A 12,848-nucleotide genomic window follows, 5' to 3' on the forward strand; every position below is an offset into this window, starting at 1 on the left:
CGGGGCGGTGCGGGAGGGCGAAAGGGCGGCGCGGCGACATTGAAATACGGTCTTTAACTACGCAATCATTACCCACGGAGGACGCGGAGCCGCTTCTGGCTTGCCGGTTCAAGTCCGGTCCCCGCACCATTTGCCTGCCACGCGCGTTGCACCGAAGCGGCTGCCGCGCGTCGCGCCGCCCAGGCGGGCGCAACTGGGCGGGAGCGCTCGAAGATCGGCCGGCACACTGCAATCGGCCATGGATTTGCTATTCTGGTTGTCGGCGTTTCGCACGCGATACCGTATCCATCGGGACGATCGAGCAGGCCCGGGTCGTCAATCTGTCTTTCAACATACCGAAGCATTGCTTGCCATATCCATACAGGTGGCGCTGAAGCGCGTGATCCGATTGGCTGGGGCGAGTTTCCGGCATTGACGTTTTGCACCGATATTCCGGCGACGCGGCCTGTCGCATGGGCCGATCGCGAACCCGTTAGTGAGTGATCCGCCGGACGCGCGTCGGTAGGCGGTTTCCCACCAACGTGCCGCGTTGATCCCGTGTCGGCCTCGCCGAGGCGCACCGATCGAATCATGCCGCTCATAGCCGGGCGCTTTGGGAATTCGGACGACCCGGGCAGTGCAGTCACGGAGCGCAAGCGTGTTTCCAGCGGGCCGATCAGGGGCATATAGACCAACCGGGACGGTAGAATCAGGCTCCCTGGCGGTTGAACCTGTTGCTGTCGGATCGAGGCGAACGAGCAAACATGACGAAGTCGGCCGATACGTTCAAAGCGATGTTTTTCTGCCTGCTGGGCTTGGCCTTGCTGGCGGGGATGGTGTATTCGATCGTCGACACGCGTTCGTTTCTGAAGGAAGCGGAGCGGGCGAGCGGGCAGGTCGTGGCTTTGAATGCGGGCGGCAGCCACCCTGAAATCGCATTCGTGACGTCCTCCGGCGAGCATGTGTCCTATGCGCAAGGCGGTCTCGTGTTGGGTATGAAAGTGGGGGATGCGGTGCAGGTGCGCTATCTGGCGTCTTCGCCCCGGACCTCGGCCACCCTGGATCGATTCCTGGCGATTTGGACCGTCCCGATCTTTCTGGGCTTTTTCGGTGTGAGCGCGGCGTTGGGAGGGGTGTTCAGCTTCCCTCGGCCCTGACTTCCGGGATCAATCCATGTCTTTGTTGCGGCGTAGCCATTGGGAATATCAGACCGGAGCGACATTCGGCGCGAGCGTCGAATTCGTCACGGGCTCGGGCGGCGAGATCCTGTTGAAGAATCCCGCTGGGCAGTTCCAGCGTTTCTGGTATGGCGGCCTGGGTGTTGGCGTGGGTTTCGGCGTCAAGCTTCCGAAGGTCAAGTTGCCGACATTCGCGATCAGCGGCAAAGCCCTCAGCGGCAGCGGTTCGGCCGAGGCATTGCCCAGCGCCGGCTGGATTTACATGACGCCGGCTTTTTCCGGCACGGAGCTTGAACGGGCCGACTTGCAGGGCGGCGCCGTTTATCTGGACGGAAGCGCTGAAATCATCCTCGCGGGCGGCGGCGGGTCGGTCATGTTGCTCGGCATCAACGCGGCCTTGCTTTCGCTCGCGATCAGCCAGATCACGATCAATCCCTTGCTGTTCGAATGGGTGCTGCAACACGCGAAGGCGCTCCTGATCATGGTGGGCGTCAATGCCGGCCTGAATGCAAACGGCAAGGGGTTCGGCGGCGGGGCCGGCATTCTCGCCGGATACGTCCACTGATCCGGATCGGGGCCCGCGTGCCGGGCGGGGCGTGCATCGCAGGCGGGCCAGCCGGCTTCCGCCGCCGCGACACGCCGGTGTCGCGGTTCGACCGGGCATGGGGACGGAAGAAGCGCACCATGACCGGGGCGAATCGATGCAGGCGGGCCATGCCGCGATGATGGGAAAGCGTCGAGCGAACCTTGCCGGATGACGTACCAGCACTCCGGCTTTACGTTTGTAATAGGCCGACAGGCGATTCATTTACGAATATCGATCGCGCATTAAAAGATATTCCGCCCCTTAATTTTATGGGGTTGAACGTCGAGTAAAGTGACAGGCGGTCATATTAGAATGGCCGCGCGGACAGAGAGACCGCCCCTCCGCCGAGAGACTCCGAGGCTATTATGCAAATGTCAGAAATTGCGAGCTTCTTCCAGCTCCAGAGCAATCGCCTGTTTACGATCCAAACGCCGCTCAAGGGGCGCTCGGATCTGGTGCTTGTCGATTTCCATTGCACGGAAGGGTTGTCGCGAAACTTTGAGATTCACGTCCGGCTTGCGTCGCAGGATCAGAAGATCGAGCTGAAGAAGCTGATCGGACAGCCGGTGAGTATCGCCTTGCAACTGACCGATGCGCCGATCAGTTCCGACGCGCGCTATTTTCACGGTTATGTCGCGGGGTTCTCGCATCTCGATACGGATGGGGGTTTTGCCATCTACAGCGCGACGATCCTGCCGTGGTTCTGGATGCTCTCGCGTCGGCAGGATATCCGGATTTTTCAGGAAGAGAATACCGAGGCGATTATATCGAGCGTGTTTCGCGAATACGGCAAGCTCGCGTCTTTCGAGTTCCAATTATCGAAGGGAACGAAGAACCGCAGTTACTGCACGCAATACAAGGAAACCGATCTCGCCTTCGTCGAACGGCTGATGCGGGAGGATGGTCTGTTCTATTACTTCGAGCATGCGAAGGACGGACACAAGCTGATCATCGCGGACAACTCGGTGATCGCGAAGCCGATAGACGGACGCAGCCCGTCGCTGCAATACAACCAGGGCGAGGCGATGGACGACCTCGCTGTCGTCACGTCGTTTCAGGCGCAGCGTCAGCTTGCGTCGGACACGGTCGGGCTGAAGACCTTCGACTACAAGATTCCGCATGCGCGGCGATTCGTTTCGGGCGGCACGGAAGTCAATCAAGGCGACGTGCCTTCCTACGAGATCTACGACTACCTCGGCGAGCATGGTTTTGCCGACACCGATCGCGGCGAGGAGCTCGCCCGCTTCCGGACCCAGGCATTGGCCGCCCATAGCAAGACGTTCGTCGGGGCCGCGACCAGCCGGCGGATGACGCCATGCCGATACTTCGAGCTGGACGACCATTACGATCACGCCGCCGGCAGCCAGGAAGACCGGCAGTTTCTGCTGCTGACCGTCTCGCACAGCGGCATGAACAACTATCAGGCCGGCGAGGGAAGCGCCGCGTACTCCTGCAGCTTTACTTGTATCCGCAAGAAGATCCCGTACCGTCCGGCTGTCGAGGGCGACCGCCCGACGATCGTCGGCCCTCAGACGGCGATCGTCGTGGGGCCGAAGGGCGAGGAGATCTATACGGATAGCCTTGGGCGCGTGAAGGTCCAGTTCCACTGGGATCGCCTCGGCAAGCGCGATCAGGGCAGTTCCTGCTGGGTGCGGGTGAGCCAGCCCTGGGCGGGGAGCGGATTCGGGATGATCCAGATTCCGCGTATCGGCGACGAGGTGGTCGTGAGTTTTCTCGACGGCAATCCGGACCGTCCGCTCGTGACGTCGCGCGTCTACAACGCGCAGAACATGCCGCCCTGGGTGTTGCCGGCCAACGCGACGCAGAGCGGCATCCTCACGCGCTCGACCAAGACCGGCAGCGTCAACACCGCGAATGCGATCCGCTTCGAAGACAAAAAGGGCGCGGAAGAGGTGTGGCTGCACGCCGAGAAGGATCAGCGCATCGAGGTCGAGCACGACGAGTCGCATTGGGTCGGTCACGATCGCGTCAAGAACATCGACCACGACGAAACCGTTCAGGTCGGCAACGACCGCACGGAGGCGGTCGGCCAGAACGAAACGATTGCGGTCGGTGCGAACCGGACGGAGACCGTCGGCGACAACGAGACGCTCCATGTCGGCGGCAACCGCAGCGAAACGATCGACGGGACTCAGAACCTGCTGGTCGCGCTTGCGTCGGCGGAGACCGTCGGGCTGGCGAAGGCGTTGACGATCGGCGGGGCCTACATCGTCACGGTTGCCGGGGCGATGAACACGGCGGTCGGTCTGGCCAGCGGCGAGGAAGTCGGGCTTTCGAAGACCACCCAGGTCGGCAAGACGTATACGCTCAATGTCGGCGATCGCATCGAGATCAAGGCCGGCAAGGCGAGCATCGTGATGACGAGCAACGGCGACATCATGATCAGCGGCGCGAATGTGAGCATCAAGGGTTCCGGATCGGTCAAGCTGGACGGCAACACGATCAGCAACAACTGATGCGCTGCCGATTGGCGTCGCGAACGAACCGATCACGAGCGACGCCGCGCGCGGCGCATCCGTCGGCCTTGACCTGCGCGGGTGGTCCGTTTTGATCGATGCCGGGAGCGAACCCTGTCCGCATCGTCGAACTGGATGGTCATGGCGCGACGACGGATTGATTCGACACAACACGTTTCAACCACGGGGCGGGATATGCCAACGGATCACAAGCCGGAAACCCATTGCGCGCTGCTGCACGGCATCTTGTCGCGGTTTCCCAACATGGCGAACGTGCCGGGCGCGTCGACCCTCGACGCAATGGGAAATCGCGTGCCCTTTGCCGCGATCCAATCCGAGTCATCCGGGTGTTCGATGCTGGGCACGCTGGGATACCACACGACATGCTCATGCTGGAGCCACGATCAATTCTTCCTGCTGACGGACGACTATACGGGGAAGCCTCTGGCCGACGTGCCGTACGAGATCGTGACGGCGGAGGGGGATAAGATCGAGGGCCGCACGGATGCCCAGGGGCGTACGAAGAAAATCTCGGATGATGCGGCTTCGTCGGCGACCCTCTACGTGTATGAAGAGTACACGCCGTTGAATCCGGACTGGGATCGGGGCGCATGAACACCAAGAAGAGGCTGGTCAAGAAACAGACGGCCCAACTGACGCCGAAATCCAAGACTGCGCCCGTGCCGGTGCCCGTCGACGACTCGGCGCGGCTGCGCGAGATCCGGGCGCTGGTCCAGGCCAACAATCATTCGACACTCGACGAGAACCTGATCATCTGCCAGATCTACATGGAGTCGCGATTCGACGCAAACGCGGCAGCGGGCGGCAGCAGCGCGAAAGGCCTGATGCAGATGACCTCGACCGCCACCAAGCAGGTGTTCAAGGAACGGTTGAAGAAGGATCTTGGCCACACGCCCAGCGACAAGCAGTCTCAAGAGGCCTTCCAGGATGCGGCGACCTTCCACGGAACCCCGCAGATCTTCGATGAGGCCACCAATATCCAGTTGGGCACCGAATACATGCAGTACTGGGTGGATTCGACTTCGTCGGTCGACGACGCCTACAAGAAATATCGCGGCGTCGCGAACGGGATCTACTATAAGAAAATCAACGCCTGCGCGGAAAAACTGAAAGGCGAGCCGGATTCGATGCAACTTCTGCGGGACATGGTCAAATGAAACACTGGGCTATTGCACTGGCATGCGTCGCAGCCGCGGGCTTGAGCGCGCCGTCGCACGCGAACGATGCCGGTTCGGGCAAGCTGCGCACGGTCACGTCCTGCACGCTCGCGGACGGCACGCACGCTACGCTGAAGGCGGAACCGCACGGCGAGGACGGCGAGGCGCTCTTCGTCGACGAAGGCGGGGAGGCGAAGCCCGCGTTTCTCGACATGCCGGATACCCAGTTCGTCGGCCAGATCGCGCTGGCGCGCTGCGTCGACGGCGTGCTGGTCTTTGCTCTGGCGTATGGGCCGCCCTATCTGAAAGGGGTGGCGATCCGCCGGAATCCGCAGACCCACGCGGATGAACGCCTCTATTTTGCGGAAAAGGCGCTGCCGAAATGGCTCTATCTCAGCGACAAGGAAATGCTTGTCGTGATCCCGAACATCGGGCACGAGACGGAGAAAAAGTATCTCGTCTATCGCTATGTCGCGGGGAAGGGGCAGCCTGACGAGAGCGCGGCAACCGATACGCTGCCGGCCTCGGCGAAAGCGCTGCTTCCGGTGCAATCGCGGTGAGGTTCGGGTTCAGTGGATAGAGATTGCGTGGCAGTTCAAACGATCTCTTGTTACGCGCCCGGAGACGCCGATCGTCAGTCGGCGGCAGCCGCGCCCCGTATCGCGACCCAGGAAGCGGAGCAGATGGCGTCCCGACCGGGACGATTCGCCTCTCCGGGGCGCCTCGACGCGCTCGTCAGGCGCGGCCCGCCTATTCGGCGAATGCCGTGCCGACGGCGCTGAGGATACCCGCACCCCAGCCCCGCACGGTCAGAACGTCAGCGCAATTTCCCGCGCCGCTTCGATCGCCCGACGCCGATCCACCTTCCCGTCGGCGCCGAACAAGGTGCGCTCCACCACGATGCCCACGACCTCCTCCACGCCCACGAACCTGAGCCAGGTCTCCATGAACGGCCGCTGAAGATCGAATTCGCCGGCCGGCGTAAACGAGCCCGGTGACGTGTAGCTGAGCCCGCGCGCATACACAAGCGCCGCCTTTTTCCCCCGCAGCAATCCGCCGAACCCCGACCCATCGAACGTAAACAGCACATCCTTCTGCGAGATCACGTCGATCAGCTGCTTGAGTTTGTACGGGATGCTGAAATTCCACAGCGGCACGCCGAACAGCAACTTGTCCGCCGCATGAAACGGCGCGGCGAGTGCTTCGATCCTCCGCCACGCCGCCGCCTGCGCCGGCGTCAACGCCTCGCCGCTCAACCCCGCATACTTCGCGTTCATCACGTCGCCGTCGAATTCCGGCAACACCATGTTCCAGATGTCGAGCTTCTCGATCTCATGATCGGGATGCGCCGACCGGTACGCATCGAGAAACGCATCGCATACCTCGATGGACGCGGCGTGCGCCTTGTTCGGAGAGCCTTCGATATAAAGCACGCGTGTCATGAAATCGGTCCTTGGTCAACGTGACGGCGACGCACGGGAGGCGCGCCCGCCCACGATGCTTCACAGCCTATCGAGCCGCTTTATAATTTGGAAATGATATTAATTGATCGAATTAACCCGATTAGGTGATGAATGAGCAATCCTCTCGACACCGCTTTGCTGCATACCTTCGTGACGGTCGCCGACGTGCGCAGTTTCACCGGCGCGGGCCGTCGCTTGAATCTGAGCCAATCGGCGGTCAGCGCCCAGGTGGTGCGCCTCGAAGAGCAGATCGGCCGCGTGCTGTTCGTGCGCAATACGCGCAGCGTCATGCTGACCGAACACGGTCAGACGCTGCTCGGATACGCCCGCGCGATGCTCAACCTGAGCGAGGAGGCCAGGGCGCGCCTGGGCGCGGGCAACGCGTGCGGCGGCAAGCTGCGCATCGGCGCATCGGAAGATGTCGCGGGCGCATGGCTGCCCGACGTGATGCGGCGCCATGGCGCGGCGCGTCGAGGCTTGCGGCTGGACCTGACGGTCGACATCGGCGACAGCCTGTTCCAACGCCATGCCGACGGCGATTTCGATCTCGTGATCGGCAGCCGCTGTTCCCCCACCGCCGCGGGCGCGACCTTGTGGCGCGAGCCGCTCGCCTGGGCATTCGCGCAACACGAGCCGCTTCCCGAGGGCGAGGTGCCGCTCGCGTGCTTCCCCGATCCGTGTCCGTACCGCGAGTCGGCCATCAAGGCGCTCGCATTGGCCGGCATGCCGTATCGGATTGCCTGCGAAAGCCCGAGCGTGACGGGCATCCGGGCATTCGCGCGGGCCGGCATCGCCATCGCGCCGGTGCCGCGCAACGCGATCGACGATGCGCTGCGCGAATTGGGCGCGGCCGAGGGCTTGCCGGCGCTGCCGGAGATTGAATTCGTCATGGCCTACGACGCCAAGGCGCCGGCGGCCGTCGAATTCGCCGGGACGATCTTCGACGAGGTCGCCGCTCGAACGGGAGCGGGCAAGCGCAATCAGGGCGCGGCGAGACGCGCCCGCGCCTGACGCGGGATCGCGTTCGGCGAGGACACTGCTGCGAGGGGAGGTGTGCGGTGTTCGCCGAGGCGCGTTGCACGATGCGCCCGTTGCTCGCGGTCGTCGTGCTCGATGTGGCCGCGGTGGCCGCGGTGGCGGGATGCGCTGTCGGGCATCGAGTCGGTGGGCGCGTACCGAACGTGGGCCGCCCGGATTGGCGGCGCGGCGCGCGTCAGGGCTGCGCGACGCGCTGGAGTTCGTAGGGCAGCGTGCTGTCGATGTGCTTGCCTTCCTGGTCCAGCATGCGGATCCGGTCGGGCGACAGCACCTCGAAGCGCGCGCGCGCTTCCGATGCGGCATGCTCGGACGCCAGGCGGATGTTCTGTCCGTCGAGCGACCATTTGCCTTTCATGGCCTCCGGCGTCGAGGATTGCGCGGTGCCTTCGTACTGCTCGACCAGCGTGTAGCTGCCGTCGTGCGTGAGCGTAAGCGTGGTCTTGATGCCCGCGCAGTCGGCGCACGGCAAGGTGCCTTCGAAACGGCCGGCCGCGAGCGCCGCGGTGGTTTGCGCGCCGGCGTCGGTCGCGGCGCGTTCATGGCAAGCGCCGAGTACCGAGAGGCTCAGGGCGATCAGGGTCGTGGAAAGAAGCGTCGATTTCAATGCGGACCTCGTTGCGATGAGTGGATCATGCTGTCCGCATGATATTCAGATTTGTAAGGAGTGCGTGTCAGATTTTGTAAGAAGCGTCCGCGCTTCGTTACGTTCCGGCGTGGGATCTTTATCGACCCAGGGCAGCTTCGTGCACTTGAGCCGATGCGTTGCGTTCCGCATTCGGCGGACTGCTTTGGCAAGCGGGCGTGCATTTGATGATCGCCGCCGCCGTGTTGTACCGCCACGGTATCGATCGGCAGGTGCGCATCGTCAAAGCGTTGCGCGACGCCGGCTTCGGGTGGCGCTGCTTCGTGCCGGTCGATCCTGACTGTGACCGCCTGCCGCATCCGTCGGCCGGAAACGACCGGCGTTTGCCCGCGCTTGTCACGCACGTTGAGTCGCGAGTCCGCGAAATCCCATCGATCGAGGTATCGACGCACGTTGCAGGATGGTGCGCGTCGGTTTTTGATTCGAGGTTGATTTATTGAATTGAACGAAGAAGGAGGCTTGAATGAAGGCGAATGAATGATCGTTGTCGGATCATTTGCATGGCTTTTGTAAATCAATAATTTCTACAATGCAATTCGTGGAAAAAATAACGCATGAGATCCGACGATATTGTGATAGGAAATATCTCGCGTCGGATCCAATGAGGCGGGATGGCGAGGAAACGTACACTCCTTCATGAAAGAAGACATTTAATATGTGATCGGCGCCGACGGCGCGCGCAGCCAGGTCGCCGCCGATGCGAACCTGCCGATGACGGGCAAGGAGAACCAGGCCGGCTGCATCAACATCTTCTTCGACGCGGACCTCGCGCCGCTCGTCGAGCACCGGCCGAGCGCGATCTTCCTGATCTTCAGCCGCGCGGCGCTGGCGGGCGGGATCGGCGTCGGCGCATTGCGGATGGTGCGCCCGTGGCACGAATGGCTCGGCGTGTGGAACTACGACATCGATCGTCCGCCGCCGAAGCTGAACGGCGACGAGGCGACCGCGATCCTCCGGCAGATGATCGGCGACTACGATACCGAGATCCAGGTGCGTTCGATCTCGACCTGGACCGTGAACAGCCGCTACGCGACGCGCTATTCGAACGGCCGGATGTTCTGCGTCGGCGACGCGGTGCATCGCCATCCGCCCAACAACGGCCTCGGCTCGAACACCTCGATTCAGGATTCCTACAACCTGGCGTGGAAGCTCGCCTACGTGATCAAGGGGCAGGCCGATGCGGGCCTGCTCGACACCTACAGCGACGAGCGCGCGCCGGTCGGGCGCGGGATCGTCGAGCGGGCGATGAAGAGCATCGACGAGAGCCGCACGCTCAGCGCGGCGCTCGGCCTCGACCGCGCGGGCGCGATGGACGAGGACTATCTCACGCTCGGCGGCGAGGCGGGGCAGCGCCGGCGCGAGCAGTTCTATGTCGCGCTGCGCGCGAAGAACTATGAATTCAACGGGCACGGCACGGAGCTTAACCACCTGTACCGTTCAGGCGCGATCGCGCCCGATGCGCTGGAGCCCGCCCCCGCCGAGGATCCGGATCTCCTTCATCGCTTCCATTCGGCGTTCGTCGCGGGCGCGCGCGTGCCGCATGTGTGGCTGTCGCTGCGCGGCAAGGAAGTGTCGTCGCTCGATCTGGTCGGGCGCGGTGCGTTCACGGTGCTGACGGGCATCGCCGGACGCGCGTGGGCGCTGGCCGCGAAGCGCTGCGCGACGGAGATCGGCCTGCCGGTGCGCGCGAGCGTGATCGGCCCGGGCGAGGCGGTCGAGGATCTGTACGGCGACCTCTATGCGCGCTGCGGCTTCGACGAATCGTCGTGCGTGCTGGTCCGGCCCGACGGCCATATCGCCTGGATCGGCACGTCGCCTGGCGACGAGGCGGCCTGCGCGGCGCGCCTGCGCGCGGTGCTGCAGCAGCTGCTCGGCCTGCCGCAGGCGGCGGCGCGCGCCGTGCAGCCGGCGTCGGCGGTGCATTGAGCCGTCGGGCCGTTGCGCATGACCGCATTTCATCCGCTTCACGGAGACTCGAAGATGACTCAGACGTCTTATTCGTCGAAAGACTTTGCGATCGTGCCGGACACGCTGACGGCGTCCGCGCCCGAGCGACTCGTCCATCGCGACGTGCTGGCCTCGGCGGCGACGGATTTCAGCCGCGCGCGCCGGCACGCGGTGGGCGTGGTCGACCTGCCGAGCCGGACCATCAGCATGACGCTCGGCGGGTTGGAGCCTGGCCAGTCGACGCGCCTGCACCGGCACAGCTACGAAACGCTGATCTACGTGGTGCGCGGCGCGGGGCACTCGGTGATCGGCGATGCGCGGATCACGTGGCGGGGCGGCGATGCGTTCTACGTCCCGACCTGGGCATGGCACCAGCACTGCAACGACAGCGACAGCGACGACGCGCTGTACGTGGCGTGCGAGAACGCGCCGCTGTTGCAGAACCTCGGCGTCGCGTTGCGCGAAGAGCAGTGAGCGGCGCGACGCGCCGATCTCGATCAATCCAGGGAGGGGGCATGGGCAGGCTGAACGGAAAGTATGCGCTGGTCACGGGCGGCACGACGGGCATCGGGCTGGAGACGGCCCGACAGTTTCTCGAGGAGGGCGCGATCGTCGCGCTCACCGGGCAGAACGCCGACACGCTCGCGGCGGCGGAGCGCCGCTTCGGGCGCGACGTCTGGGTGATCCGCAGCGACGCCGGTTCGGTCGTCGCGCAGCGCGCGCTCGCGGACACGCTGCGCACGCGCTGGCCGCACGTCGATGCGCTGTTCGTCAACGCAGGCATCGTCACGAGCCACGCGCTCGACGCGGAGCGCGAGGACAGCTATGACCGACTGATGGCGATCAACGTGAAGGGGCCGCTGTTCCTGATCCAGGCGCTGGCGCCGCTGATGGCGGCCCCGTCCTCGATCATCCTGTGCGGCTCGGTCAGCGGGCACCTCGGGCGCAGCGGCGTGAGCGCGGCCTATGCGATGAGCAAGGCCGCGCTGTTGTCGATGGGGCGCGTGCTGGCGGGCGAATTCACGGACCGGCGGATCCGCGTCAACAGCATCAGCCCCGGGCCGATCCGCACGCCCGCGTTCGACAAGCTCGGCATCGGCAATACCGAACGCGTATTCGAGGAGGTCAGCGCGATGATTCCGGCCGGTCGGGTCGGCGCGCCGGAGGACGTGGCGAAGGCCGCCGTCTACCTGGCCTCAGACGAGTCGAGCTTCCTGCTCGGCGCCGAGATCGTCGTCGACGGCGGCATGATTCACGTGTGACAGCGCGGGGGTGGGCGTCGTGAACAGGTTCGCGTGCAGGAATTCGACGAACGCCCGCAGCTTGGGCGTCGGATGCTTGCCGGATGGCCACAGCACGCGGAACACGCCGGCATTTTGCGTGTACGCGTCGAGCACGACCTGCAATTCGCCCGCGGCGAGCGCGCCGCGGACCGCGAAGTCCGGCAGGCACGCGATGCCGTGGCCGGCCTTCGCGGCATGCAGCAGGGTTTCGATGTTGTTGCAGGTCATGCGCGCCGGCAGCTGCAGGCTGTCGTCGGGCGAGTCGGTGCTGAGCGGCCACTTCTCGAGCTTGCCGGTGGTGGGGAAGCGGTGCTGGAGGCAATCGTGCCCGCACAGCTCGGCGGGCCGCCGGGGCACGCCCTTGCGCGCGAAGTAGTCGGGCGAGCCGACCAGCAGCAGGCGGTAGGCGCCCAGCTCGCGCGACATCAGCCGCGAATCGTTGAGCGCGCCGGTGCGTACCGCGGCGTCGAAGCCTTCGTCGATCAGGTCGACGAGCCGGTCGGTGAAGTCGATGTCGAGTTCGATCTCGGGGTAGCGCCGCATGAACGCGGCGATGACGGGCAGCATCAGGTCGCGCACGAGCGGCAGGCTGACGCGGAACTTGCCGCGCGGGGCGTCGAGCGTATGCGATAGCTCGGATTCCGCCGCTGCGGCTTCCGCGAGGATGTGTTGGCAGCGCTTCAGGTAGAGCGCGCCTTCGGCGGTCAGGTTCATGCTGCGGGTACTGCGATGCAGCAGCCGGACGCCCAGGCGTTTTTCCAGGCGCGCGATGCTCTTGCCGACCGCGGACGCGGACAGCCCGAGCTGCTGGCCGGCGCCCACGTAGCTGCGCGTTTCGGCGACCTGTACGAAGACGGTGATGCCACTCAGCTTATCCATGGCCCTTCCAGTGCGGAATATATTTCCCGTGACAAAGGAATCATATGTGATTTTTCTTCCGTGCCGAATCTCGTACGCTTGGGGTGAACCGGTTGAAGCGGTTTCCAGGCAATGCGCGCATTGGCATGCGCGGTTCCGCCGGGCATGCGAGCCAGCGCGCGGAACCTCATCTCTCTTCCGTTCCCGATCCGCAGTGA

General features: G+C 64.3%; 14 protein-coding genes and 1 tRNA gene. 12 read left to right on the plus strand and 3 right to left on the minus strand.

Features of this window, described 5'->3' with window-relative positions:
• Nucleotides 1-9: 9 nt before the first annotated feature.
• The 7 genes from Bsp3421_RS18465 (at nt 10) to Bsp3421_RS18495 (ending at nt 5,958) form a co-directional block, all read left to right on the plus strand.
• Nucleotides 10-129: transfer RNA gene (locus tag Bsp3421_RS18465), tRNA-OTHER, on the plus strand.
• 614 nt (nt 130-743) lie between these two features.
• Nucleotides 744-1,136: a DUF3592 domain-containing protein gene (locus tag Bsp3421_RS18470; protein ID WP_274002262.1), complete on the plus strand. Its 393-nt coding sequence runs from the start codon at nt 744-746 to the stop codon at nt 1,134-1,136.
• Between the two features lie 16 nt (nt 1,137-1,152).
• Complete coding sequence (locus Bsp3421_RS18475; RefSeq protein ID WP_274002264.1) at nt 1,153-1,722, plus strand: hypothetical protein; 570 nt, start codon at nt 1,153-1,155, stop codon at nt 1,720-1,722.
• 386 nt (nt 1,723-2,108) lie between these two features.
• On the plus strand, nt 2,109-4,220 hold the full coding sequence (locus Bsp3421_RS18480) for a type VI secretion system Vgr family protein (RefSeq protein ID WP_274002266.1): 2,112 nt from the start codon (nt 2,109-2,111) through the stop codon (nt 4,218-4,220).
• A gap of 195 nt (nt 4,221-4,415) precedes the next feature.
• Nucleotides 4,416-4,835: a hypothetical protein gene (locus Bsp3421_RS18485; protein WP_274002268.1), complete on the plus strand. Its 420-nt coding sequence runs from the start codon at nt 4,416-4,418 to the stop codon at nt 4,833-4,835.
• Nucleotides 4,832-5,398: a transglycosylase SLT domain-containing protein gene (locus tag Bsp3421_RS18490; RefSeq protein WP_274002269.1), complete on the plus strand. Its 567-nt coding sequence runs from the start codon at nt 4,832-4,834 to the stop codon at nt 5,396-5,398. Before Bsp3421_RS18485 ends, Bsp3421_RS18490 begins: the two co-directional genes overlap by 4 nt.
• A complete protein-coding gene (locus tag Bsp3421_RS18495) occupies nt 5,395-5,958 on the plus strand; it encodes a hypothetical protein (RefSeq protein WP_274002271.1) in 564 nt (187 codons plus the stop codon). Before Bsp3421_RS18490 ends, Bsp3421_RS18495 begins: the two co-directional genes overlap by 4 nt.
• Nucleotides 5,959-6,207: 249 nt before the next feature.
• Here the strand turns inward: Bsp3421_RS18495 and Bsp3421_RS18500 are convergent, their stop codons facing one another.
• Nucleotides 6,208-6,840: an FMN-dependent NADH-azoreductase gene (locus tag Bsp3421_RS18500; protein WP_274002272.1), complete on the minus strand. Its 633-nt coding sequence runs from the start codon at nt 6,838-6,840 to the stop codon at nt 6,208-6,210.
• A 132-nt stretch (nt 6,841-6,972) separates the two neighbouring features.
• Between Bsp3421_RS18500 and Bsp3421_RS18505 the strand changes: the two genes are divergently transcribed.
• Nucleotides 6,973-7,872, plus strand: a complete 900-nt coding sequence (locus tag Bsp3421_RS18505) for a LysR substrate-binding domain-containing protein (RefSeq protein ID WP_274002273.1) — start codon at nt 6,973-6,975, stop codon at nt 7,870-7,872.
• 202 nt (nt 7,873-8,074) lie between these two features.
• On the opposite strand, the gene Bsp3421_RS18510 is transcribed toward Bsp3421_RS18505, so the two are convergent.
• Entirely contained in the window at nt 8,075-8,503 is a 429-nt protein-coding gene (locus tag Bsp3421_RS18510; protein ID WP_274002275.1) for a copper resistance protein NlpE, read from the minus strand.
• Between the two features lie 158 nt (nt 8,504-8,661).
• On the opposite strand from Bsp3421_RS18510, the gene Bsp3421_RS18515 reads away from it, so the two are divergent.
• The 4 genes from Bsp3421_RS18515 to Bsp3421_RS18530 all read left to right on the plus strand — a co-directional run bounded on the left by Bsp3421_RS18515 (nt 8,662) and on the right by Bsp3421_RS18530 (nt 11,751).
• Nucleotides 8,662-8,982 (plus strand): hypothetical protein, encoded by a 321-nt coding sequence (locus Bsp3421_RS18515; RefSeq protein WP_274002276.1) that lies wholly within the window; start codon nt 8,662-8,664, stop codon nt 8,980-8,982.
• 217 nt (nt 8,983-9,199) lie between these two features.
• The gene (locus Bsp3421_RS18520) at nt 9,200-10,468 is read left to right on the plus strand and encodes an FAD-dependent monooxygenase (RefSeq protein ID WP_274002277.1); all 1,269 of its coding nucleotides are present in this window, start codon (nt 9,200-9,202) and stop codon (nt 10,466-10,468) included.
• A 54-nt stretch (nt 10,469-10,522) separates the two neighbouring features.
• Nucleotides 10,523-10,963 (plus strand): cupin domain-containing protein, encoded by a 441-nt coding sequence (locus Bsp3421_RS18525; protein ID WP_274002279.1) that lies wholly within the window; start codon nt 10,523-10,525, stop codon nt 10,961-10,963.
• A gap of 41 nt (nt 10,964-11,004) precedes the next feature.
• Nucleotides 11,005-11,751 carry an SDR family oxidoreductase gene (locus Bsp3421_RS18530; RefSeq protein WP_274002280.1) on the plus strand — a complete coding sequence of 249 codons (747 nt, stop codon included), beginning with the start codon at nt 11,005-11,007 and terminating at the stop codon, nt 11,749-11,751.
• On the opposite strand, the gene Bsp3421_RS18535 is transcribed toward Bsp3421_RS18530, so the two are convergent.
• Complete coding sequence (locus Bsp3421_RS18535; protein ID WP_274002281.1) at nt 11,686-12,651, minus strand: LysR family transcriptional regulator; 966 nt, start codon at nt 12,649-12,651, stop codon at nt 11,686-11,688. The two genes, Bsp3421_RS18530 and Bsp3421_RS18535, sit on opposite strands and share 66 nt — an antisense overlap.
• Between the last annotated feature and the right edge of the window lie 197 nt (nt 12,652-12,848).

The organism is Burkholderia sp. FERM BP-3421 (assembly GCF_028657905.1).
In the GTDB taxonomy this organism is placed as follows: Bacteria; Pseudomonadota; Gammaproteobacteria; order Burkholderiales; family Burkholderiaceae; genus Burkholderia.